This is a genomic window from Streptomyces sp. SYSU D01066-1 (assembly GCF_054956795.1).
The window spans coordinates 6,723-26,868 of record NZ_JBUDHV010000011.1 but is presented as its reverse complement, the minus strand read 5'-3'; the positions used below and the strand labels follow the sequence as shown (position 1 = coordinate 26,868).

Genomic DNA, 20,146 nt, shown 5'->3' with positions numbered 1-20,146 from the left:
GGGCAGGGGGGGGGGGGGGGGGGGGTGGTGCGGGGGGGGGGGGGGGGGGCCGCCCGGCGCCGGGGGCCGCCCCCCCCCCCCCGCGTCTTGTTCTCTGCGCTTCGTCCCGGCACTGGTCGCCAAGCCAGGAGCTACGAGCGTACGTGCGAACCTCGGCGTTGTCTTGTCATACCGCTTGACGCCGTACAGCCGTCTCCAACTCCCTCACCCCGGCAACGCGCGGGTGTCGCTCTGCCAGTTCGGTGACGACGCTGCGGATGGCGGGCCGGTCCCGGACTTCCCCGGGGCTGGCACGGTATGCGGAAAGCAGCGCCTGGACGGTCTGCGCGGGGCGTTGCCACGCCCACCAAGCCCGCGCCATGTCGGTACCCGGCCGCGCCTTGCGCTCGGCCGTGGGGAACTGTTCGGGCCGTAGGTCCTTCCCGGCTTCCAGGGCGGCGCCCGCGTCGCCGAGTGCCCAGTGCACGCCCACGGCGTAAAGGTCGACGGCGGCCGGCGTGATGGGAAACAGGCGGCCGGCCGGTGCACTCGGCGGCAGTCGGCGGGCGGCGCGGCGGGCTTCCTCGGTCATCGCCAGGGCCTCGGCGCGGTGCCCGCCGCGGGCAGCGGTGTAGGCGAGGGTGCACAGCATCTGCGCGTACGCCGCTGCCGCCGCGTCGGTGCGCAGGCCTGTCGCTTCGACGCCGGAGGCGGCTGCCGTCATGAGGCGCTGGGCTTCCTCGGCGCGGTCCTGGTGGCGCAGCACGATCGCCAGCTCGCGGGCGGCTGCGGCGGAGGAGAGGGGTGAGCCGGACACCTCGGCCCGGGTGCGGGCGCGGTCGGCGGTGAGCCGGGCCTGCCCGTAGGAGCCGAGCTTGCTCAGCACCGAGGCGGCCAGGCTGTAGACGGAGGAGAGGCGGGCCTGATCCAGCTCCCGGCGCGACGCGGCGGCGGCGTGTCCGTCACCGATGAGTCCGGGCAGGTCGGAGAGCAGACGCCCGTGCGCGCCTCTGTCGTACAGCTCGCGGGCCGTGGCCAGCCGGGCGTCCAGCGCCCCGGCGCCGGTCGGGGCGGGCGTGTCGGCCAGAGCCTCGTCCACGCCCACCAGCAGGGCGGCCGGTCCGGCGACCGCCGTGGCGGCGAGCAGCGTGCGGCGGCGCATCGGGGCCTGCTCGACGTGCGAACTGGCCGTCACTCTAGTGGCGGCCGACACGTTCGGGGCGGGCGGCGCCAGCGAATGCACCAAGATGTGTCGTGGGACCCCGACTTCCAGCGCGGCGCGGTGCACCAGAGTCAGGTCGGCCACCCTGGTGCGGCGCTCCAGCCGGGAGACGGTGGCCGGCGAGCAACCGAGCCGGTCACCGAGCGTGGCGAGGGTCCAGTTGCGGTGCTCGCGGCCGAGACGGATGAGCGAGCCGGGACGTCGCTGCTCGGTGAACTCGCGCGCCTCGGCAGTGTTCCATGGGTCACCTGGCACAGGTCCCCCTCCCACGCCGCACGACCGGGGCTTCCACGGTACGGGGACGGCCGCAGGGCGTCGAGACCACTTGCTGGGCGTTCAAACTCCTTGCACAAGAGGCCAGTTGACCACCGCGTAGCGTGCAAGGGCGGTGTTCTGGAGGGCAGAGCCCCCGAACCCCGGGGCCCGTCCACCGGAGGCATCATGGCAACGGCTGTCGCACTTCCCCCGGCCACCGACCCGACGACCGGCCCGGTCCGTACCGCACGGCAGGTCGTGCCGGCCGGCCTGTGGGACAAGCAGGTCGGACTCCTCATGCGGGACCACCCGTACGACTCGGTCACGGCGGCCCGGGTCCTCGGACAGGGCTACGCGTACCTGCTGACCGCCATGCACCACCGCGGCGAAAGGCTGGGGCTGGCGCCCAGCGAGCTCGTCGGCATCGGCGTCCACACGGTCATCCTGGACACCGTGGCGTACGCCGAGTTGTGCGAGCGCTTCAACGGCGGCGCCTTCCTGCACCACGTGCCCGACATCGAGATGAAGGACGACGGCTCGGTGATGAGGACCGCGCAGATCATCGCGGCCGACGGCTGGGAGGTGGACCTGCCGCTGTGGGCGGACGCCGCGAAGTGCGGACCGTGCCACCCCGGCAACGACTCCCACTGACATGAGCAGCGAGTCGGATCCCGCGCCGAGTCGGCGCGGGATCCGACTCGCGTGCGGGTGAACTCTCCTGGAGCCCGCCCGGCCTCGGACCACACCCGCCAGGATGATGCGGGTGACGACCACCACCGACCTCTGGCACCACTTCGGCCGCGCCCGTGCCGAGCGCGACCGCGCCATCCCCCGCGCCTTCCACTGGAGCTGGAGCCAGGACGACGGCCCCGGCACCGAAATCCTGGGCGACCTGACGGACAAGGCCGTCGGAGACCTCGGCGCCGGAGCGGCCGGACACGCCGCCCACCTCGCCACCCGCCACCCATCTGCCCGAGTCGATGCCGTCGACGCCTCACCCGCGCAGCACGACATGGCCACCGACCTGTACGGCCACCTCGCACCCCGCCTGCGCATCGTCCGATCCGACGTCGTGCAGCATCTACGGACGGAGGCCGGCACCTACGACGTGCTGTACAGCGTCTTCGGCGCGGTCGACTTCACCGACCCCCACGAACTGCTGCCGGCCGCAGCCGCCGGGCTACGTCCAGGCGGCCTGCTGGCGTTCTCCACCCTCGCCCACTACCCGGGCGGCACGCCGGCGGAGTCCGATGTCGTTCCCGCCGACATTCCGGCGAGAACCCCGGACGGGGAGGCGGCCGTGATGCGGCGCTGGGTGCTCCAGGAGCACGTGTGGACGAAGGTCCTGGATGAGTCCGGGTTCACGCGAATCAACGTCGATGTGCTGCCGGCGTCGGCCGAGGGCCCGCGTACTGCGGCCACCCTGCTGGTAACCGCGGTCAGCCGAAGATGAGCCGCCGGCCGAGCGGGTGATGCTGATCTCCGACGCGGGCCAGAGGCCCTTTCCCAGGCAAAGCCGCAGGTGGCGGCAGACGAGTCGGGCTGTACGCCGGGTTCTGTTCCGAGGGGTTCTCGCGAACCCCTCGGCGACGGCCATCCATCTAGGACCGGCGTTGCCGCCGGCCTCCAGCGGTCTACCCGCGGACTCGGGCGGGCCGCCCTCGGTCGTCCGCGCAGAAGCACCGGGGTGCTTCCTTCTTGACCTTGCTCCGGGTGGGGTTTACCTAGCTGCCCAGGTCGCCCTGGGCACTGGTGGTCTCTTACACCACCGTTTCACCCTTACCCAGCGCCTGAGCGCCGGGCGGTCTGCTTTCTGTGGCACTGTCCCGCGGGTCACCCCGGGTGGCCGTTAGCCATCACCCTGCCCTGTGGAGCCCGGACGTTCCTCGGGAAGTCCCGTGAGGGACTCCACGCGGCCGTCCGCCCGGCTCGTCTGCCGTACCGACCATGGTACCGGGCCGGACGTCAGAGGAAGTCCGCGGTGTCCAGGTCGAAGGCGAAGGGGGCGGGGAGGGTGAGGGGCTTGCCCAGGGGGCGGGTGCGGTGCTCGCGGTAGTCGTTCTCCTCCGGGTCGCTGAACAACGTGACCGAGGACGTCTCCCGGTCGACGAGCAGGTAGAGGGGGATGCCGCCGCGGGCGTAGCAGCGGCGTTTGGCCTCGCGGTCGGCCTGGGGCTTGGTCGAGGTCACTTCCAGGACCATGGCGACGCCCTCGCAGGGCATCCAGGAAGCGGCGCCGCGGTAGAGCCGCAGGCGGGTCGGGGCGAAGGTGCCGTCCGGGATCACGTGGTTCTTGGGGCAGGCGCCCCCGCTGCTCAGTTTCAGGCCCTTGTTGCCCGAGAAGTCCATGTCGGTCGCGGACTTCCTGATCACCTGCTTGACGATCAGACTGATGCAGTCCTCGTGATCCCCGTCCGGCGGCGGTGTCACGACGATCTCCCCCTCGATCAGCTCGGCCCGGAAGCCTTCCGGGGTGTCGAGGGCGAGGAACCCCTCCAGCAGGACGTCTGCCTGCGTGAGCGGTTCGTGGGCCATGGCGGTCATGTCACGCCCCTCCTTCGGTCGCTCGCCAGAGTGGGACATCGGAAGATCACCTGTCGCCGGGATCGGGAACCGTTCCCTCGATCGTGGCACAGGGGCGGGGCCCGTACCCTGTGCCGGGGCCCGGAACCAGATCCAAGGAGTACGTGTGCTTGTCCTGCTGCCGCCGTCCGAGGGAAAGGCGCCGTCCGGGCCGGGTGCCCCGCTGGAGCCGGAGTCGCTGTCGTTGCCGGGGCTCGCGAAGGCGCGGGCGGCCGTGCTCGACGAGCTGGTCGAGCTGTGCGCGGCGGACGAGGACAAGGCCCGGGAGGTGCTCGGGCTGAGCAAGGGGCTGCGGGGCGAGGTCGGCAAGAACGCCGGGCTGCGCACGGCCGGGGCCCGGCCCGCCGGGGAGATCTACACCGGGGTGCTCTACGACGCCCTGGACCTGGGCTCCCTCGACCAGGCCGCGAAGCGGCGGGCCGGGCGGGAGCTGCTGGTCTTCTCGGGGCTGTGGGGCGCGGTCGGGGTCGGCGACCGGATCCCCTCCTACCGGTGCTCGATGGGGGTGAGGCTGCCGGGGCTCGGGGCGCTGGCCGGGCACTGGCGTGCCCCGATGGCCGAGGTGCTGCCCGAGGCCGCCGGGGACGGGCTGGTGCTGGACCTGCGGTCGGCGGCGTACGCGGCGGCCTGGAAGCCCAAGGGCGAGGTCGCGGAGCGGACGGCGACAGTACGGGTGCTGCACGCGCCCACCCGCAAGGTGGTCAGCCACTTCAACAAGGCGACCAAGGGGCGGATGGTGCGGAGCCTGCTGACGACAGGGGCCGCGCCCGGGAGTCCGGCGGAGCTGGTGGAGGCGCTGCGGGACCTGGGGTACGCGGTGGAGGCCCAGGCGCCCGCGAGGGCGGGGCGGACCTGGGCGCTGGACGTGCTGGTGGAGGACGTCCACTGACCTGCGTTGCGGTATGCGCAACGCTTATTGCGGGTAGTGCATGCCGTGGAGAAGATGAGGTCATGACCTCTGTGCTGCCCTCCTCCCCCTCCCCCTCCGCCGCCGCCGTCTCCGTGCTCGACCTCGCGCCCGTCGTCCCCGTCGTGGTCGTCGAGGACGCCGCCGACGCCGTACCGCTGGCACGGGCGCTGGTGGCCGGCGGGCTGCCCGCGATCGAGGTGACGTTGCGGACGCCCGCCGCGCTCGGTGCCATCGAGGCGATCGCGGCCGAGGTGCCGGACGCGGTGGTCGGCGCGGGCACCGTCGTCACGGCCGGGCAGGTCGAGGAGGTGGTGGCGGCCGGGGCGCGGTTCCTGGTCAGCCCGGGGTGGACAAAGGCGCTGCTGGAGGCCATGCGGGCGTCGGGCGTACCGTTCCTGCCGGGGGTGTCGACCACGTCGGAGGTGGTGGCGCTGCTGGAGCGCGGGGTGCGGGAGATGAAGTTCTTCCCGGCCGAGGCGGCGGGCGGCACCGCCTATCTCAAGGCGCTCGCCGCCCCGCTGCCGCAGGCGCGGTTCTGTCCGACGGGCGGGATCACCCCGGCCTTGGCGCCCGAGTACCTCGCCCTGCCCAATGTCGGCTGCGTGGGCGGGAGCTGGATGCTGCCGAAGGACGCGGTCGCCGGGCGGGACTGGGGGCGGGTGGAGGCACTGGCGCGGGAGGCGGCACAGCTCGGCTCAGCGCAGGTGTGACGTCTCGTTGAAGAGCCGGACGCTGGCGCCGCCGTCGGCGTAGTGGGCCACCACCGACAGGGAGGCCGCCGACAGTTCCATGCGGAAGAGGGACTCGGGCGGGGCGCCCAGGGCGAGGCGTACGAACGTCTTGATCGGTGTCACGTGGGAGACCAGCAGGACGGTGCGGCCCGCGTACGCCGCGACCAGCTTGTCGCGGGTGGCGGCGATCCGGGCGCCGGTCGCCGCGAAGGACTCGCCGCCGCCGGTCGGTTCGGCCTCCGGGGAGGTGAGCCAGGCGTTCAGGTCGTCGGGCCAGCGCTCGCGGACCTCGGCGAAGGTGAGGCCCTCCCAGGCGCCGAAGTCGGTCTCGCGCAGGCCCTCCTCCACGCCCACGTCGAGGCCCAGGCGGGCGGCGACGATCTCGGCGGTCTGCCGGGTGCGGGCCAGCGGGGAGGTGACGACCGCCTGCACGGTGCCGCGCCGGGCCAGGGCGGCGGCGGCCTTCTCGGCCTGCTCGCGGCCGGTCTCCGAGAGGGAGGGGTCACTGCCGCCGCTGCCCGAGAAACGCTTCTGCGGGGTGAGGGGCGTCTCGCCGTGCCGCAGGAGGACGAGGGTGGCGGGGGCGCCCATGTCGGGGGGACCCCAGCCGGGGGTGGCGACGGCCTCGGCGGCGCGCGCACCGGTGGCCTCGGCGGCGCGTGCACCGGTTGCCCCGGCGGCGGACCCGGCGCCGGTGGCTGCCGGGGGTCCGGTGTCGGCGCCGGTGGCTGCCGGGGGCTTGGCGGCCGGCTCCGCCGTCGGGCCCGACGGTGACCACCGCTCGCCCCGCGCCCCCGCGTCCATCGCCTCGTTGGCCAGCCGGTCGGCGTGCTGGTTGCTCGCGCGCGGGATCCACTCGTAGGTCACCCGGTCCGGCGGGAAGACGGACCGGGCCTCGGTGGCGAGCGGCTTCATGTCGGGGTGTTTGATCCTCCAGCGGCCCGACATCTGCTCGACGACCAGCTTGGAGTCCATCCGGACGTGGACCGTCGCCGCCGGGTCCAGGCCGTGCGCGGCGCGCAGACCGGCCAGCAGGCCCCGGTACTCGGCGACGTTGTTGGTGGCGACGCCCAGGTACGCGGCGGCCTCCGCCAGGGTCTCCCCGGTGGCCGCGTCCCGCACCACCGCGCCGTACCCGGCGGGGCCCGGGTTGCCCCGCGATCCCCCGTCGGCCTCGACGACGAACTCCCGCACAGCCACCATCCTCGGAAGACCTACAGTCCCGAGTCGGACGTACGCACGAGGATGCGACGGCAGTTCTCGCACCGCACCACCGTGTCGGGGGCCGCCGCGCGGATCTCGTTGATGTCGGTGATCGCCAGCTCCTGGCGGCAGCCCTGGCAGGTGCGCTGGTAGAGCTTGGCCGCGCCGATGCCGCCTTGCTGCTCGCGCAGCTTGTCGTAGAGCTTGAGCAGGTCGGCGGGGACGGAACCGGCGACGACCGCGCGCTCCTTGGTCACCGAGGCGGCCTCGCCGTCGATCTCCTCGAAGGCGGCGTCCCGGCGGCCGGTCGCGTCGTCGATCCTCGCCTGCACGGAGGCGACCCGCTCGGTCAGCTCGGCGACCCGCTGCTGGGCGGACTCGCGGCGCTCCATCACCTCCAGGACCACGTCCTCCAGGTCGCCCTGGCGCTTGGCGAGGGAGGCGATCTCGCGCTGGAGGTTCTCCAGGTCCTTCGGGGAGGTGACGGCACCGGAGTCCAGGCGCTGCTGGTCGCGGGCGGCGCGCTGGCGCACCTGGTCCACGTCCTGCTCGGCCTTGGTCTGCTCGCGGGCGCAGTCGCTCTCCTCGGTCTGCGCGGCGACGAGCAGGTCGCGCAGCTGGGTGGCGTCCTTGCCCAGCGACTCCAGCTCGGCGTGCTCGGGCAGGGAGCGCCGCTTGTGGGCGAGCTGCTGGAGGCGGACGTCGAGGGCCTGGACGTCGAGGAGTCGGATCTGGTCGGCGGGCGCGGCGTTCAGTTGGGGGCTCCAGGTGAAGGGGAGTGGCTGGTCCAGGGGTCGGTGACCGTCTTGGAGACGTGGACGCGCAGGTCCCATCCGTGCCGGTCGGAGATCTCGTCGAGCTGGCTCGCGGCCAGTTCGCACCAGGGCCACTCGGTGGCCCAGTGCGCGGCGTCCAGCAGCGCGATGGGGCTGTGCGCCGGGTCCGCCAGGAATTCCGACGCCGGGTGGTGGCGCAGGTCCGCGGTGAGGAAGGCGTCGACCCCGGCCGCCCGTACGTGCTCGAAGAGGCTGTCGCCGGAGCCGCCGCTGACGGCGACCGTGCGGACCGGGGCCGCGGGGTCGCCGGCGACGCGGATGCCCTGCGCGGTGGCGGGCAGCCGGGCGGCGGCGCGGTCGGCCAGCTCGCGGACGGTCAGCGGGTGGTCCAGGGCGCAGATCCGGCCGAGGCCGCGCCGTCCGGCGGGGTCGGTGGCGTCCGGCACCAGCGGCCCCGTGACCCTGAGGTCCAGGGCGCCGGCCAGCGCGTCGGAGACGCCCGGGTCGGCGGTGTCGGCGTTGGTGTGGGCGACGTGCAGCGCGATGCCGTGCTTGATGAGCGTGTGCACCACGCGGCCCTTGGGGGTGGCGGCGGCGACCGTGGTCGTGCCCCGCAGGTACAGGGGGTGGTGGGTGACCAGCAGGTCGGCGCCCAGTTCCACCGCCTCGTCGACGGTCCGCTGGACGGGGTCGACGGCGAACAGGACCCGCCGGACCTCCTGGGCGGGCTCCCCCGTGACGGTGCCGACCGCGTCCCAGGACTCGGCCCGCTCGGCGGGCCACAGGTTCTCCAGCGCGGCGATGACTTCTGACAGACGGGGCACGGTCCCAAGGCTACCTGCCTGTTTCGCGGCGCAGTACCGCCACCGCCGTCCCGTCACCGGCCCGGCCGGGACCAGCACATCCGCCCCCTGTTCCTCAGGCGAACCGTTTCGCTGCCATCCGTTTGTGTGAAGCGGACGGCCGTCGGGGCCACGTCCGTGCGTACGAAACTAGCTTCGTCGCCGGAGGTGACCGAACGATGACAGCCTGTGCTATCGAGCCTTCGGCGGACCAGGGAAGCGACGGGACGCCGCGGGCGGGCTGTTCCCTCACCGTGGACGCGGCGTACGCGGCCCGGCTGGCGGGCCGCGACGGGGCCCGTTACCCGGAGCGCTGGACGCTGGACGGTCCCGAGCCGTACGCGGTGCCGCTGCCCGGCGACCGGCCGGAGGAGCCGGGCACCGAGGTGCAGCCGATGGGTGACGGACGGGTGCTGGTCCACCGCCGGGCGGCCGGCCGGCACGTCTTCGCCCTGCTGTACCCGACCCAGGGGCCCGGCACCGGTGAGCTGCCGCTGGGCGGCGTGGAGTGCCCGGACGACGGTACCCGGCTGCGGCTGCTGCCCCCGGCGCCGGACGGCGAGACGGCGTACGCCCTGGAGACCGGACCGCGGTCGGCGTCCGTGTGGCTGGTGGCCGGCGGCGCCTTCGGGCCGGAGCACCTGGCCGAGGTGCCGGGCCGCTGCTCGGGCGGGGTGTGGCTGGACCGCACGGCGCGGATACTCGCGCTCGACCGGGAGGAGACCGGGCCCGCCGGGCCGGTCGTCAAGACGGTCGTGGTGGACCTGGAGCGGGGCGGTGAGGTCTCGCCCCTGCTCCAGATCGCCGCGGGCAGCGACGACCGGCTGCTGCTGGCCGACCCGGACAGCGGGCTGCTGCTGATCCGCTCCGACGCGCCCTCGCCCGGGCGGGCCCGGCTGGGCTGGGGGGTGCTGGGCAGCACGCTGCCGGTGCGGTTCCCGCGGTGCCTGCGGCTGCCGGACCGCGCGCTGACGCCGTTCGCGGTCCAGCCCGGGCAGACGCTGACGCCGGAGCGGTGCGCGGTGGCGCTGCGGGTGGACGGTCCGACGGGCAGCTGGGTCGGGATGTGGCGGCCCGACGGGCGGCAGCTGCACCAGTTGCCCGCGCCGCGGGGCTGGCTGGCGGGCGCGGGCTGGTGGTCCGCCGACGGGCTGCTGCGGCTGCCGTACGCCACGGCGGAGCGGCCCTGCGCCGTGGCCGCCCTGACCGTGCCGGGCGGTCCGGATCCGGGGCCCGGGCCGGCCTCAAAGCCCCCGGCGGCCGGGATCCCGGGCCGTCCGGTTCCGCTCCAGGAGGCCCCGCTGGCGCGGTTTGTAACAAAGTAGTGCCGGTTGGCGCGGCCGTCTGGTTCCGGGGCGAGGCGTGCCGGATACACTCCTTCGGCTGTTGGAAAGATCATGTTGACGGGGTGAATTCCTTCCGATGAACGACGCCAGCGCGAACCAGCCGATGCGGGCCGACGGTGCCGACGTTGGGACGGTGGCCGGCTCCGGTCACGGCCGGCACCGCGGTCCGGTCTCGGCGCAGGACGGCGGGACGGCCCCGCAGGGCCGTCACCGCAAGCCTGCCGAGGGGAGCGGGACGGCCGCCTGACACGGCGCCCACGCGACGGCCCCGCCCGGTCACCACGACGGGCGGGGCCGTCACACACCCGGGCACGGACCCCTCACGGGACACCGCCGACGGCACCCGGGACGGCGACGGACCCCGGAACACCACACCTCACCTCACCTCACAGGACACCGCCGACAACACCCCGGACGGCGACAGCCACGGACCCCGGAACACGACACCTCACAAAACACCGCCCACACCACCCGGGACGGCGACGGCGACGGACCCGGTCAGCACCGGGGTGGCCGCGTCCCCGCGTCCCACGGCGCCCACCGCCACCCGCACCACCGGTCCCCCGCCCGTCCGCTCCCGCCACATCCGCACCCGCAGCGTCTCCCCCGGGTACACCACCCCGGCGAACCGCGTCCGGTAGTCCCGCACCCGGGTCACGTCCCCGTCGAGCAGCGTGTCGACGACCGCCTTGAGCGTGATGCCGTAGGTGCACAGCCCGTGCAGGACCGGCCGCTCGAAGCCGGCGCGCGCCGCGAACGCGGGATCGGCGTGCAGCGGGTTCCAGTCGCCGCTGAGCCGGTAGAGCAGCGCCTGTTCCTCCCGTACCCGCCGCTCCACCACCGCGTCGGGCCGCCCGTCCGGCACCTCGGGCCGCCCCGACGGCCCGCGCTCCCCGCCCCACCCGCCCTCCGCGCGTACGTAGACCTCGGCGTCGTCGGTCCACAGCGGCCCGTCGGCGTCCGCGGCCTCGGTCCGCAGGACCAGCACCGCCGCCTTTCCCTTGTCGTACACGGCGGTGATCCGGGAGGTCACGGCCGCCGTGCCGCACACCGGCAGGGGCCGCGCCGGGCGGATCCGCTGGCCGCCGTGCAGGACGTGCGCGAGGTCGACGTCGACGCCGGGCCGGTCCAGCGCGTCGACCACGCCGGGGGCGCCCGCGCCGGCGACGGTGGCGAAGCTGGGCAGGACGTGCAGCCGGGACTCCAGGACGTAGCGCAGCTCACGGGGGTCGGTGGCGGGGACACCGGCGCCGATGCCGAGGTGGTAGAGCTGGACGTCCTTGTGGTTCCAGGCGATCTTTCCGGTACGGGGCGCGGCGGCGAGGGCGGCGGCTGCGTCGATGGGCACGGTTCTCCTGATCGTCGTCGGGGCACCGGCGCCGTCGGGGCGCGGGCCGCTCCGAGGGAACCAGGGCATCCCCTCGGGACCCGCCACCGGAACCGGGTCCGGCCCCGGTGATTCCCAAGAGAGGGTCAAGGAACACTTAGGGACCCGAAGCAACGGAATAGGCGCTTCGGCAAACCGAGTTGGGCATACACACACCTCGTACGCCACCCGCGCGTACGTCCTCGCACGCATCCGCTCACACCTGTCCCGGAGGACCGCACGCAATGAGCCACACGACGACCGACGAAGCCACCAGGAGAGCGACCGGGGCCACCGTCCCGGTCCTCGCCTTCGCGGGCATCGTCGTCGCGGTGATGCAGACCCTGCTCGTCCCGGTCATCAAGGACCTGCCCCAGCTCCTGGAGACCACGCCCAGCAACGCCACCTGGGTCCTGACCTCCACGCTCCTGTCCGGAGCCGTCGCCACCCCGATCATGGGCCGCCTCGGCGACCTCTACGGCAAGCGGCGCATGCTGATCCTCAGCCTCGCCGTGATGGTGGCCGGCGCGCTGGTCAGCGCGTTCACCGACGCCCTGCTCCCGATGATCGCCGGCCGTACGCTCCAGGGCTTCGCGATGGGCGCGATACCCCTCGGCATCGGCCTGATGCGGGACATGCTGCCGCGCGAGCGGCTCGGCTCGGCGATGGCGCTGATGAGTTCCTCGATCGGCGTCGGCGGCGGCCTCGCCCTGCCCGCCGCCGCCCTCGTCGCGCAGCACGCCGACTGGCACGCCCTGTTCTACGGCGCCGCCGGCCTCGGCGTCCTCTCCATCGCCCTGACCCTGGCCGTCGTACCGGAGTCCCCGCTGCGCGCCCAGGGCACCTTCGACCTCCCCGGCGCCCTCGGTCTCTCCGCCGGCCTGGTCCTCTTCCTGCTGCCCATCACCAAGGGCGGCGACTGGGGCTGGTCCTCGCCCGTCACCCTCGGCCTGTTCGCCGCCGCCGCCGTCGTCCTGCTGCTGTGGGGCCTGATGGAACTGCGCGTCAAGGCCCCCCTCGTGGACCTGCGCACCACCGCACGCCGCGAGGTCCTGCTCACCAACCTCGCCTCGATCATGGTCGGCGTCTCCTTCTACGTCGTCTCCCTGGTCCTCCCCCAGCTGCTCCAGCTGCCCACGGCCACCGGTTACGGCCTGGGCCAGTCGATGGTCGTCGCCGGCCTGTGCGTGGCCCCGCTCGGCCTGACGATGATGTTCACGGCCCCGCTGTACGCCCGTCTCTCCGCCCGCTACGGTCCCCGCACCACCCTCGTCGTCGGCCTGCTGGTCATCGCGGTCGGCTACGGCGGCGGCCTCGGCCTGATGAGCGCCGCCTGGCAGACGGTCGTCACCTCGGTACTGCTCGGCGCCGGTATCGGCCTCGCCTACTCCTCGCTGCCCGCGCTGATCATCGGCGCGGTCCCGGCCTCGGAGACGGGCGCGGCCAACGGCCTGAACACCCTGATGCGGTCCATCGGCACGTCGGTGTCCAGCGCCGTCATCGGCATGGTGCTGGCCGGCACGGCCGACGACGTCGGCGGTGTCGCCGTCCCCACGATGCACGGCTTCCGCCTCTCGTTCCTGATCGCGACCGCCGCGGTCGCCGCCGGCCTGGTCTTCGCGTTCTTCCTCCCCCGGCACCGCCCCGCCGCCCACACGCTGCTGCGCACGAGCAGCGAGGAGGACGCCGGTCTGGCCCGCGCCGAGGAAGTACTGCGCGGCTTCCGCGGTCGCGTCCTGGCCGCCGACGGCACGCCCGTCGCCCGCGCCGAGGTCACGCTGATCGACCGGCACGGACGGCAGGCGGGCACGGCCCTCTCCGCGTCCGACGGCGGCTACGCGCTGCCCGTGCCCGCCCCGGGCCCCTACGTCCTGGCCGCCCGCGCCGCGGGGCACGGTCCGCTCGCCCGCTCGGCGACCCACACCGGCACCGGCCACCCGGTCGACCTCGACCTGTCCCTGCCGGGCGAGACGGTCTCCGCCTGACCCGTCCGGCCCCGCCTGCCCCGGCCCGCCTGCCCCGTCTGTCCCGTCCGAGTCCTGCCGCACCCCCTGCCGTCCGCCGCGGCAGGGGGTGCGGCAGCATGCGTGTACGACAGGCCGGCGGACAAGACCGGCCGACCGGCAGATCAAGACGGACCGGCCGACCAACAGACCGGCCAACAGGCAAGACAAACGAAACAAAACAAGACAGAACAGCGAGGTCCCCCATGCCCCCGCCCCCGCCTCCGAGCCCCGACGTCCTGGCCGCCTTCGAGGCCGCGAAGGGCTTCATGCCCGTCGACGAGGGCCTGGCCCTGTACGCGGCGGCCGTGGAGGCCGCACGGCTCGGACTGCCGTTGCTGGAGGTCGGCACGTACTGCGGACGCTCCACCCTCCTGCTCGCCGACGCGGCCCGCGCGGCCGGGGTCACCGCCGTCACCGTCGACCACCACCGCGGCAGCGAGGAGCAGCAGCCCGGCTGGGAGTACCACGACCCGGAGACGGTCGACCCGGAGCTGGGGGTGATGGACACCCTCCCCGCCTTCCGCCGCACCCTGTACCGGGCCGGCCTGGAGGACCACGTCGTCGCCCTGGTCGGCCGGTCCCCGCGGATCGCCGCCCTCTGGCAGACCCCCCTCGCCCTCGTCTTCGTCGACGGCGGCCACACCGACGAGCACGCGAGCGCCGACTACGAGGGCTGGGCCCCCCGGGTGGCCGAAGGCGGGCTGCTCGTCATCCACGACGTCTTCCCCGACCCGGTGGACGAGTTCACCGGCCAGGCCCCGTACCGCGTCTGGCTCAGGGCGCTGGCGTCCGGCGCGTTCACCGAGGTGTCGGCGACCGGCTCGCTGCGTGTCCTGCGGCGAACGGGAGCGGGGACCTGAGGGCGCGGTTAGAGTCGCAGGCGTGTCGTACACAGGCCCCGAGTTCGAACCGCACCAGCCCCGCCGCTTCCCCCCGCGCCGTCCGCTGACCGTGGCGCTGGCCGCCCTCGTGCCGGGCGCGCTGCTCGGGTGGGGGGTGTACGCGGCGGTCGGCGTGCCCGGCGGTGACGACGGCGGCGCCCACCGGGCGGCGGCCGGTACGGCCTCGGCGTCCTCCCCGGCGCCCGCCGCGACCCGCACGGCCACCCGCGACGACGCCAAGGACCCGGCGGCCACCCCCCTGAAGGGCAGGGTCGTCGTCATCGACCCGGGCCACAACCCGGCCAACTTCCGGCACCCGACCGAGATCAGCCGCCAGGTGGACGTCGGTACGCACTGGAAGGAGTGCGACACCACGGGCACCGCCACGAACGACGGTTACACCGAGGCGCGTTTCACCCTCGACGTGGCCCACCGGCTGCGCGACCTGCTCCGCGAGCAGGGCGCCACGGTGAGGCTGACCCAGGACGGCGACCGGGAGTACGGGCCCTGTGTGGACGAGCGGGCCAGGATCGGCAACGAGGCGCACGCGGACGCGGCGATCTCGATCCACGCCGACGGCTCGGCCGCCGGCGACCGCGGCTTCCACGTGATCCTGCCGGGTGCGGTGCACCGGGGCGCCGCCGACACCCGCGCCGTCGTCGCCCCCTCCGCCGACCTCGGCAAGCGCGTCGCGGACGGCTTCGGACGGCGGACCGGCGCCGCCCCCGCCGACTACCTCGGCGACGGCACCGGCCTGGTGACCCGCACGGACCTGGGCGGCCTCAACCTCTCGACGGTGCCGAAGGTGTTCCTGGAGTGCGGCAACATGCGCGACGCCCAGGACGCGGCCCTGCTGACCGACGGGGCCTGGCGGCAGAAGGCGGCACAGGGGATCTCTGAGGGAATCGTGAGTTTCCTGCGCGGGTAGCGATCAGGCCCGTATCCCGGCGGACAGTGCGAACGTACGGAGGATAGTGTCGTCCGGTGACGACGAGACGACGACCTGAGAAGGACCTGAAGTGAATATCCGCTCCCTCACTCGAGGCGACGGCGTGGTGATCGGGGCAGCGGTATTGCTGTTGATCGCGTCGTTCCTCGACATCTACGCGATCGAAGGCGCCTCGGACAGCGCCGACATCCCCAGCCTCTGGGGCAGCGGGCCGATCGTGCTCGGAGTAGTCCTGGCGGGCATCATCGGCGCCGCGCTCGTCGTCGTGGCCCGCGTGCTGCCGCAGCCCCGCAAGGTCGCCGGACTGGACCTCGGCCAGTTCGGCGCCGCCTTCGCGGTGTTCGCCGCCTGGAGCGCGCTGGGCAACGTCTTCGACCCGGCCGGCGCGTTCGACAACGACGGCGGCGGCGACGGCATCGGCGCGGGCACGGGGCTGATCCTCGCCCTCGTCGCCACGGTGGTCATGGCCGCCGCCGCGATCGCCACGCCGCTGGTCCCGGCGCTCAAAGGCGCCCTCCTGCCCGCTCCCCGCCCGGTCCAGCCGCAGCCGTACGGCGGTCAGCCGCAAGGCGGGTACGGCTACCCGGGTGCGCAGCAGGGGGCGTACGGCGGGCAGCCGGGGCAGCCGCAGCCGCAGCCGCAGCAGGACCAGCCGGGGCCCCGGCCCGCGCCGGGCCAGCCGCAGCCGGCCGGGGAGTTCGCGCCGTTCTGGTTCGCGGTGCCGGTGCCGCGCCCGCTGTTCGCGGAGGACGGTTCGCCGACCCCGATCGCGGAGCTGGCGCCGGGCACCTGGTACCTGGCGGTCGAGCAGCGCGGTCCCGGTCTGGTCGCCCAGACGCAGGACGGCCGGCGCGGCGTCCTCCAGGACACCTCGGGCATCCAGCGCGGCTGAGCGCGCACACGTCGGCGACGGGCCCCCCCCCCCGGGGGGGGGGGCGGCGCCGTAACCGGCAAAGCCGGGCGCCGGCCGGGGGTTGAAAAACACCCGCGGGGGCCCGGGCGCCCCGCCCACGGGGGCCTCCCCGCGGGGAGCACGGCGCCCCCGGCGGCGCGGCCCCCCCCCCGGGGGGGGGGGGCCCGTCGCCGTACCGTCAACTCCCGTGCGCCGTCCGTGGTTTCAAACAGACGCGCGGGGCCAGACGGTAGGCATGTCTCGCTATCGTGGTTCCAACTCCGCCGGGACGGCCGTCGCGGTGATCGCGGACATCATGGCCGTCATCCTCGGACTGTGGATTGTGATGTACCTGCTGGACGCCAACCGGGCCAACGACCTGGTGCGGTTCGTCCATGACGCGGCGGCCTGGCTGGCGGGCTGGTCGCGTGACCTGTTCACCTTCGACGAGGCGTGGGCGCGGGTCGTGGCCGGTTACGGCCTGGCCGCCGTCGTGTACCTCTTCGTCGGCCACGCCGTCGCCAACCGCCTGCACCGGCACTGACCCCGCCGGCGGCGGGCGCTCAGGCTGCGCAGCAGTCGGTCTCCAGGCCCCGCGGCAGGCGGTCGCCGCCGAAGACCTGGCAGGTGGCCTCGTGGCCGCCGAGGGCGGCGACGGCGAGCAGCAGGGCGCCGGCCGTCCAACTGGTCAGCTCCCGCGGCCATATGGCGTCGTCCTCGAAGACGTACCCGGTCCAGTACAGGCCGCTGTCCGCGTCCCTCAGGTGCTGGATGGACTGGAGGACCGACAGGGCCCGGTCGGACTCGCCGACCGCCCAGAGCGCGAGGGCGAGTTCGGCCGACTCGCCGCCGGTGACCCAGGGGTTGGGCACGACGCAGCGCACCCCGAGGCCGGGGACGACGAAGCGGTCCCAGCCCTCGGCGATGCGGGCCCCGGCCTCGGCCGCGGTGAGCGCGCCGCCGAGCACCGGGTAGTACCAGTCCATCGAGTAGCGGCCCTTGTCGAGGAACCGCTCGGGGTGGCGCCGGATCGCGTGCCGCAGCAGGCCCGCCGCCAGTTCCCAGTCCGGCTGCGCCTCCTCGCGCTGCCCGGCGATGGCCAGGGCGCAGCGCAGCGCGTGGTGGACGGAGGAACTCCCGGTCAGCAGCGCGTCGGTGGCGCCGGTGCCGTCCTCGTCGCGCCGCCAGCCGATCTGCCCGCCGGGCCGCTGCAGCCGCAGCACCCATTCGACGGCCGCGTACACGGTGGGCCACATGCGGTCCAGGAACGCGTCATCGCCGGTGGACAGGTGGTGGTGCCAGACGCCGACCGCCACGTAGGCGACGAAGTTCGACTCCCGGCCCCGGTCGGTGACGTCGGCGGCGTCGCCGTCGGCGTAGGCCGCGTACCAGGAGCCGTCCGGGTTCTGGTGCCGGGCGAGCCAGTCGTAGGCCCGCTCGGCGGCCTCGTGTTCGCCGGCCGCGTCCAGCGCCATCGCGGCCTCGACGTGGTCCCAGGGGTCGAGGTGGTGGCCCCGGAACCACGGGATCGCCCCGTCCTCCCGCTGGACGGCGAGGATGCCGCGTACGGTCGCGGCGGCCTCGTCGGCGGTGAGGACACCGGGCAGGACCAGGTGTTCCGTCCGGGGCGTCGTCACGCGGCGTCCACCGGCGGCAGGTGGGGCTTGGTCGCGTACGCCACGAAGCTCTTGCCGATGAACGGGTTCAGCGCCTGCTCGGCGACCCGGGTGGCCAGCGGCTTCTTCATGATGTCCCAGACCAGCAGCTTGTGGTACGCCTTGACCGGCAGCGCCTTGTCGTTGTCGACGCCGAACGCGCACTTCAGCCACCAGTACGGGGAGTGCAGGGCGTGCGCGTGGTGGGTTCCGTAGGGCTTGAGGCCGGCCTCGCGGATCTTCGCGAGCAGTTCGTCCGCCTTGTAGATGCGGATGTGGCCGCCCTCGACCTCGTGGTAGGCGTCGGACAGGGCCCAGCAGACCTTCTCGGGGCCGTAGCGCGGCACGGTGACGGCTATCCGGCCGCCCGGCTTGAGCACCCGCACCATCTCGGCGAGTACGCCCTTGTCGTCGGGGATGTGCTCCATCACCTCGGAGATGATGACGACGTCGAAGGACTCGTCGGGGAAGGGCAGGGCCAGCGCGTCGCCCTCCATCGCCGTCGCGGTGGCGCCCTTTGGGGCCTCGCCCGCCTCCTCCATCGCGGCGAACCACTTGGCGACCTCGCGGATCTCGGCGCCGCTGCGGTCGAGGGCGACGACCCGCGCGCCGCGCCGGTAGCACTCGAAGGCGTGCCGGCCGGCGCCGCAGCCCAGGTCCAGGACGCGGTCGCCCGGGGCGAGCGGGAACCGGGAGAAGTCGACGGTCAGCACGTGGTCCTGCTTTCGTGTTCTGCCGGGGCCGCACCGCGGCCATGACTCGGCGTCGCGGCCCGCTCGCCACGGCTCGGCGCCGCGGCCGGGCCGACGGCCGGGGCACCTGTCGGGAACGGGCGGGCGGGGACGTCCGCCGGGGACGGGCGGGTGTCGATGTCCGCCGGGGAGGGGCGGGCGGAGGCGTCCGTCGAGGACGGACGGGTGACGGCGCCTGTCGGGGACGAACCGGGGACGGCGCCCGCCAGGGACGAACCGGGGACGGCGCCCGCCGGGGACGAGCGGGCTATGGCCTCGCGGTACCGGGCCACCGTGCCCTGGGCGGCGCGCGCCCAGGTGAAGCGGTCGAGGACGCGTGCGCGTCCGGCCGCGCCGAGCCGGGCGCGCAGTGCGGCGTCGCCCAGCAGCCGGTTCAGTCCGGCGGCCAGCGCGCCCGCGTCGCCGGGCCGTACCGCCAGGCACGTCTCGCCGTCGGGTCCGGCGACCTCGGGGATGGCCCCGCCGGTCGTGGCGAGCAGCGGCGTGCCGGTCGCCATGGCCTCGGCGGCGGGCAGCGAGAACCCCTCGTACAGCGAGGGCACGCAGGCCACCTCGGCCGAGCGGACCAGGTCGACCAGTTCGGCGTCGGAGATGCCCTTGACGAACTCGACGGCTCCTTCGAGCCCGTACCGCTCGACCGCCTGGGCCACGGGGCCCTCGGCGGGACGTTTCCCCACGACGACGAGGTGGGCACCGGGGTGCTCGGTGCGGGTCTTGGCCAGGGCCTCGACGAGGAAGACCAGGCCCTTGAGCGGGACGTCCGCGCTGGAGGTGGTGACGATCCGGCCCGGCACCTTCGGCACCGCCGGGTCGGGCGAGAACAGGTCGGTGTCGGCGCCGATGGGCACGACGTGCACGCGGTCGGGCCGTACGCCGAGGTGGTCGACGATCTCCTGGCGGGAGGAGCCGGAGACGGTGAGCACGGACGGCAGGCGGCGGGCGACGCGCTTCTGCATGCGGGTGAAGGCGTACCAGCGGCGCACGGAGTACCGGCGCTTCCAGCCCTCGGCGGCGTCCAGTTCGAGGCGCCGGTCGACGGTGACGGGGTGGTGGACGGTGGTGACGAGCGGGGCGCCGACGTCGCCCAGCAGGCCGTAGCCGAGCGTCTGGTTGTCGTGCACGATGTCGAAGTCGCCGCGCCGGGCGCGCAGATGGCGGCGGGCGCGGAGCGAGAACGTCAGCGGTTCCGGGAAGCCGCCGGTCCACATGGTGGCGACCTCCAGCGCGTCGATCCAGTCCCGGTACTCGTCGCGCTTCGGGGTGCGGAAGGGGTCGGGCTGGCGGTAGAGGTCGAGGCTGGGCAGCTCGGTGAGGGTCAGGTGCGGGAGGCCCTCGTCGAGCACCGGGTAGGGCTGGGCGCCGATGACCTCGACGCTGTGGCCGAGGCGGGCCAGCTCGCGGGAGAGGTGGCGGACGTAGACGCCCTGGCCGCCGCAGAACGGGTTGCCCTTGTAGGTGAGGAGCGCGATGCGCAGCGGTCGCTCGTCCGTACCGGCCGTATCGGCGCGATCCTGACGGGGTCCCGTCCGACTGGCCTCAGCGGTCACCTGGGTCCCCTTCTGCCTGCATGGTCCCGCGAGATTACGTCGAGACGTTGATCGGAACAAGTTCCGGACTTGATCGTTCGGAGGCTCCGAATCTACCGGCAGGTAAGGTCGCTGTGGCCGGTGGATCAGGTGATTCGTGCCACGGGGCCGGGGGGGGGGCGGGGAGCGCCCCCCCCCCGCCCCCGGCCCCCCCCGTCCGGTCCCGAAGCCCGGGGCCGGTGGCCGGCCCCAGGACGGGCGGCGCCGCGGGG

General features: G+C 74.2%; 19 protein-coding genes and 1 other RNA gene. 10 read left to right on the top strand and 10 right to left on the bottom strand.

Annotation, left to right across the window (positions count from 1 at the left end):
- Positions 1 to 166: 166 nt before the first annotated feature.
- Positions 167 to 1,456, bottom strand: coding sequence for a helix-turn-helix domain-containing protein (locus ACY1JF_RS13470; RefSeq protein WP_462705313.1), 1,290 nt, complete (start codon positions 1,454 to 1,456; stop codon positions 167 to 169).
- A gap of 186 nt (positions 1,457 to 1,642) precedes the next feature.
- Between ACY1JF_RS13470 and ACY1JF_RS13465 the strand changes: the two genes are divergently transcribed.
- Both ACY1JF_RS13465 and ACY1JF_RS13460 read left to right on the top strand, forming a co-directional pair.
- Entirely contained in the window at positions 1,643 to 2,107 is a 465-nt protein-coding gene (locus ACY1JF_RS13465; protein ID WP_462705312.1) for a glycine-rich domain-containing protein, read from the top strand.
- 106 nt (positions 2,108 to 2,213) lie between these two features.
- Positions 2,214 to 2,909: a class I SAM-dependent methyltransferase gene (locus ACY1JF_RS13460; protein WP_462705457.1), complete on the top strand. Its 696-nt coding sequence runs from the start codon at positions 2,214 to 2,216 to the stop codon at positions 2,907 to 2,909.
- A gap of 76 nt (positions 2,910 to 2,985) precedes the next feature.
- Here the strand turns inward: ACY1JF_RS13460 and rnpB are convergent.
- Positions 2,986 to 3,388: RNase P RNA component class A (rnpB, locus tag ACY1JF_RS13455), an RNA gene on the bottom strand.
- Between the two features lie 33 nt (positions 3,389 to 3,421).
- The gene (locus ACY1JF_RS13450; RefSeq protein ID WP_462705456.1) at positions 3,422 to 3,991 is read right to left on the bottom strand and encodes a Uma2 family endonuclease; all 570 of its coding nucleotides are present in this window, start codon (positions 3,989 to 3,991) and stop codon (positions 3,422 to 3,424) included.
- Between the two features lie 154 nt (positions 3,992 to 4,145).
- Here ACY1JF_RS13450 and yaaA point away from each other — a divergent pair, with 154 nt between their 5' ends.
- The gene (yaaA, locus tag ACY1JF_RS13445; protein ID WP_462705311.1) at positions 4,146 to 4,928 is read left to right on the top strand and encodes a peroxide stress protein YaaA; all 783 of its coding nucleotides are present in this window, start codon (positions 4,146 to 4,148) and stop codon (positions 4,926 to 4,928) included.
- A gap of 62 nt (positions 4,929 to 4,990) precedes the next feature.
- Positions 4,991 to 5,659, top strand: coding sequence for a bifunctional 4-hydroxy-2-oxoglutarate aldolase/2-dehydro-3-deoxy-phosphogluconate aldolase (gene eda, locus ACY1JF_RS13440; protein WP_462705310.1), 669 nt, complete (start codon positions 4,991 to 4,993; stop codon positions 5,657 to 5,659).
- Here the strand turns inward: eda and ACY1JF_RS13435 are convergent.
- Genes ACY1JF_RS13435 through ACY1JF_RS13425 form a run of 3 tightly spaced genes read right to left on the bottom strand, consistent with a single transcriptional unit; the run spans position 5,645 to position 8,483 of the window.
- Positions 5,645 to 6,874, bottom strand: coding sequence for a bifunctional RNase H/acid phosphatase (locus ACY1JF_RS13435; protein WP_462705455.1), 1,230 nt, complete (start codon positions 6,872 to 6,874; stop codon positions 5,645 to 5,647). The two genes, eda and ACY1JF_RS13435, sit on opposite strands and share 15 nt — an antisense overlap.
- A 20-nt stretch (positions 6,875 to 6,894) precedes the next feature.
- Positions 6,895 to 7,638: a zinc ribbon domain-containing protein gene (locus tag ACY1JF_RS13430; protein ID WP_462705454.1), complete on the bottom strand. Its 744-nt coding sequence runs from the start codon at positions 7,636 to 7,638 to the stop codon at positions 6,895 to 6,897.
- Positions 7,635 to 8,483, bottom strand: coding sequence for a Nif3-like dinuclear metal center hexameric protein (locus ACY1JF_RS13425; RefSeq protein ID WP_462705309.1), 849 nt, complete (start codon positions 8,481 to 8,483; stop codon positions 7,635 to 7,637). The genes ACY1JF_RS13430 and ACY1JF_RS13425 overlap by 4 nt, the downstream gene beginning before the upstream one ends.
- Positions 8,484 to 8,680: 197 nt before the next feature.
- On the opposite strand from ACY1JF_RS13425, the gene ACY1JF_RS13420 reads away from it, so the two are divergent.
- Positions 8,681 to 9,826 carry a hypothetical protein gene (locus ACY1JF_RS13420; RefSeq protein ID WP_462705308.1) on the top strand — a complete coding sequence of 382 codons (1,146 nt, stop codon included), beginning with the start codon at positions 8,681 to 8,683 and terminating at the stop codon, positions 9,824 to 9,826.
- A gap of 469 nt (positions 9,827 to 10,295) precedes the next feature.
- Here the strand turns inward: ACY1JF_RS13420 and ACY1JF_RS13415 are convergent, their stop codons facing one another.
- Positions 10,296 to 11,195: a MaoC/PaaZ C-terminal domain-containing protein gene (locus ACY1JF_RS13415; protein WP_462705307.1), complete on the bottom strand. Its 900-nt coding sequence runs from the start codon at positions 11,193 to 11,195 to the stop codon at positions 10,296 to 10,298.
- A gap of 263 nt (positions 11,196 to 11,458) precedes the next feature.
- Here ACY1JF_RS13415 and ACY1JF_RS13410 point away from each other — a divergent pair, with 263 nt between their 5' ends.
- From ACY1JF_RS13410 to ACY1JF_RS13390, 5 genes are all read left to right on the top strand, one after another.
- Positions 11,459 to 13,198 (top strand): MFS transporter, encoded by a 1,740-nt coding sequence (locus ACY1JF_RS13410; RefSeq protein WP_462705306.1) that lies wholly within the window; start codon positions 11,459 to 11,461, stop codon positions 13,196 to 13,198.
- A 224-nt stretch (positions 13,199 to 13,422) separates the two neighbouring features.
- Entirely contained in the window at positions 13,423 to 14,079 is a 657-nt protein-coding gene (locus tag ACY1JF_RS13405; RefSeq protein ID WP_462705305.1) for a class I SAM-dependent methyltransferase, read from the top strand.
- A gap of 22 nt (positions 14,080 to 14,101) precedes the next feature.
- Positions 14,102 to 15,028 carry an N-acetylmuramoyl-L-alanine amidase gene (locus tag ACY1JF_RS13400; protein WP_462705304.1) on the top strand — a complete coding sequence of 309 codons (927 nt, stop codon included), beginning with the start codon at positions 14,102 to 14,104 and terminating at the stop codon, positions 15,026 to 15,028.
- Positions 15,029 to 15,119: 91 nt separating this feature from the next.
- Entirely contained in the window at positions 15,120 to 15,941 is an 822-nt protein-coding gene (locus ACY1JF_RS13395; RefSeq protein ID WP_462705303.1) for a hypothetical protein, read from the top strand.
- A 256-nt stretch (positions 15,942 to 16,197) separates the two neighbouring features.
- Positions 16,198 to 16,485: a hypothetical protein gene (locus tag ACY1JF_RS13390; RefSeq protein WP_462705302.1), complete on the top strand. Its 288-nt coding sequence runs from the start codon at positions 16,198 to 16,200 to the stop codon at positions 16,483 to 16,485.
- Positions 16,486 to 16,504: 19 nt separating this feature from the next.
- Here ACY1JF_RS13390 and ACY1JF_RS13385 read toward each other — a convergent pair whose 3' ends face one another.
- The 3 genes from ACY1JF_RS13385 to ACY1JF_RS13375 are packed head-to-tail and all read right to left on the bottom strand — an operon-like array spanning position 16,505 to position 19,895.
- Complete coding sequence (locus ACY1JF_RS13385) at positions 16,505 to 17,578, bottom strand: prenyltransferase/squalene oxidase repeat-containing protein (RefSeq protein WP_462705301.1); 1,074 nt, start codon at positions 17,576 to 17,578, stop codon at positions 16,505 to 16,507.
- Complete coding sequence (locus ACY1JF_RS13380) at positions 17,575 to 18,309, bottom strand: class I SAM-dependent methyltransferase (RefSeq protein ID WP_462705300.1); 735 nt, start codon at positions 18,307 to 18,309, stop codon at positions 17,575 to 17,577. The genes ACY1JF_RS13385 and ACY1JF_RS13380 overlap by 4 nt, the downstream gene beginning before the upstream one ends.
- A complete protein-coding gene (locus tag ACY1JF_RS13375) occupies positions 18,303 to 19,895 on the bottom strand; it encodes a glycosyltransferase family 4 protein (protein WP_462705299.1) in 1,593 nt (530 codons plus the stop codon). The genes ACY1JF_RS13380 and ACY1JF_RS13375 overlap by 7 nt, the downstream gene beginning before the upstream one ends.
- Between the last annotated feature and the right edge of the window lie 251 nt (positions 19,896 to 20,146).

Coding starts and splice junctions, on each gene's coding strand:
- ACY1JF_RS13465 (WP_462705312.1), top strand. CDS start 1,643: ATGGCAACGGCTGTCGCACTTCCCCCGGCCACCGACCCGACGACCGGC.
- ACY1JF_RS13460 (WP_462705457.1), top strand. CDS start 2,214: ATGCGGGTGACGACCACCACCGACCTCTGGCACCACTTCGGCCGCGCC.
- ACY1JF_RS13450 (WP_462705456.1), bottom strand. CDS start 3,991: ATGGCCCACGAACCGCTCACGCAGGCAGACGTCCTGCTGGAGGGGTTC.
- eda (WP_462705310.1), top strand. CDS start 4,991: ATGACCTCTGTGCTGCCCTCCTCCCCCTCCCCCTCCGCCGCCGCCGTC.
- ACY1JF_RS13420 (WP_462705308.1), top strand. CDS start 8,681: ATGACAGCCTGTGCTATCGAGCCTTCGGCGGACCAGGGAAGCGACGGG.
- ACY1JF_RS13410 (WP_462705306.1), top strand. CDS start 11,459: ATGAGCCACACGACGACCGACGAAGCCACCAGGAGAGCGACCGGGGCC.
- ACY1JF_RS13405 (WP_462705305.1), top strand. CDS start 13,423: ATGCCCCCGCCCCCGCCTCCGAGCCCCGACGTCCTGGCCGCCTTCGAG.
- ACY1JF_RS13390 (WP_462705302.1), top strand. CDS start 16,198: ATGTCTCGCTATCGTGGTTCCAACTCCGCCGGGACGGCCGTCGCGGTG.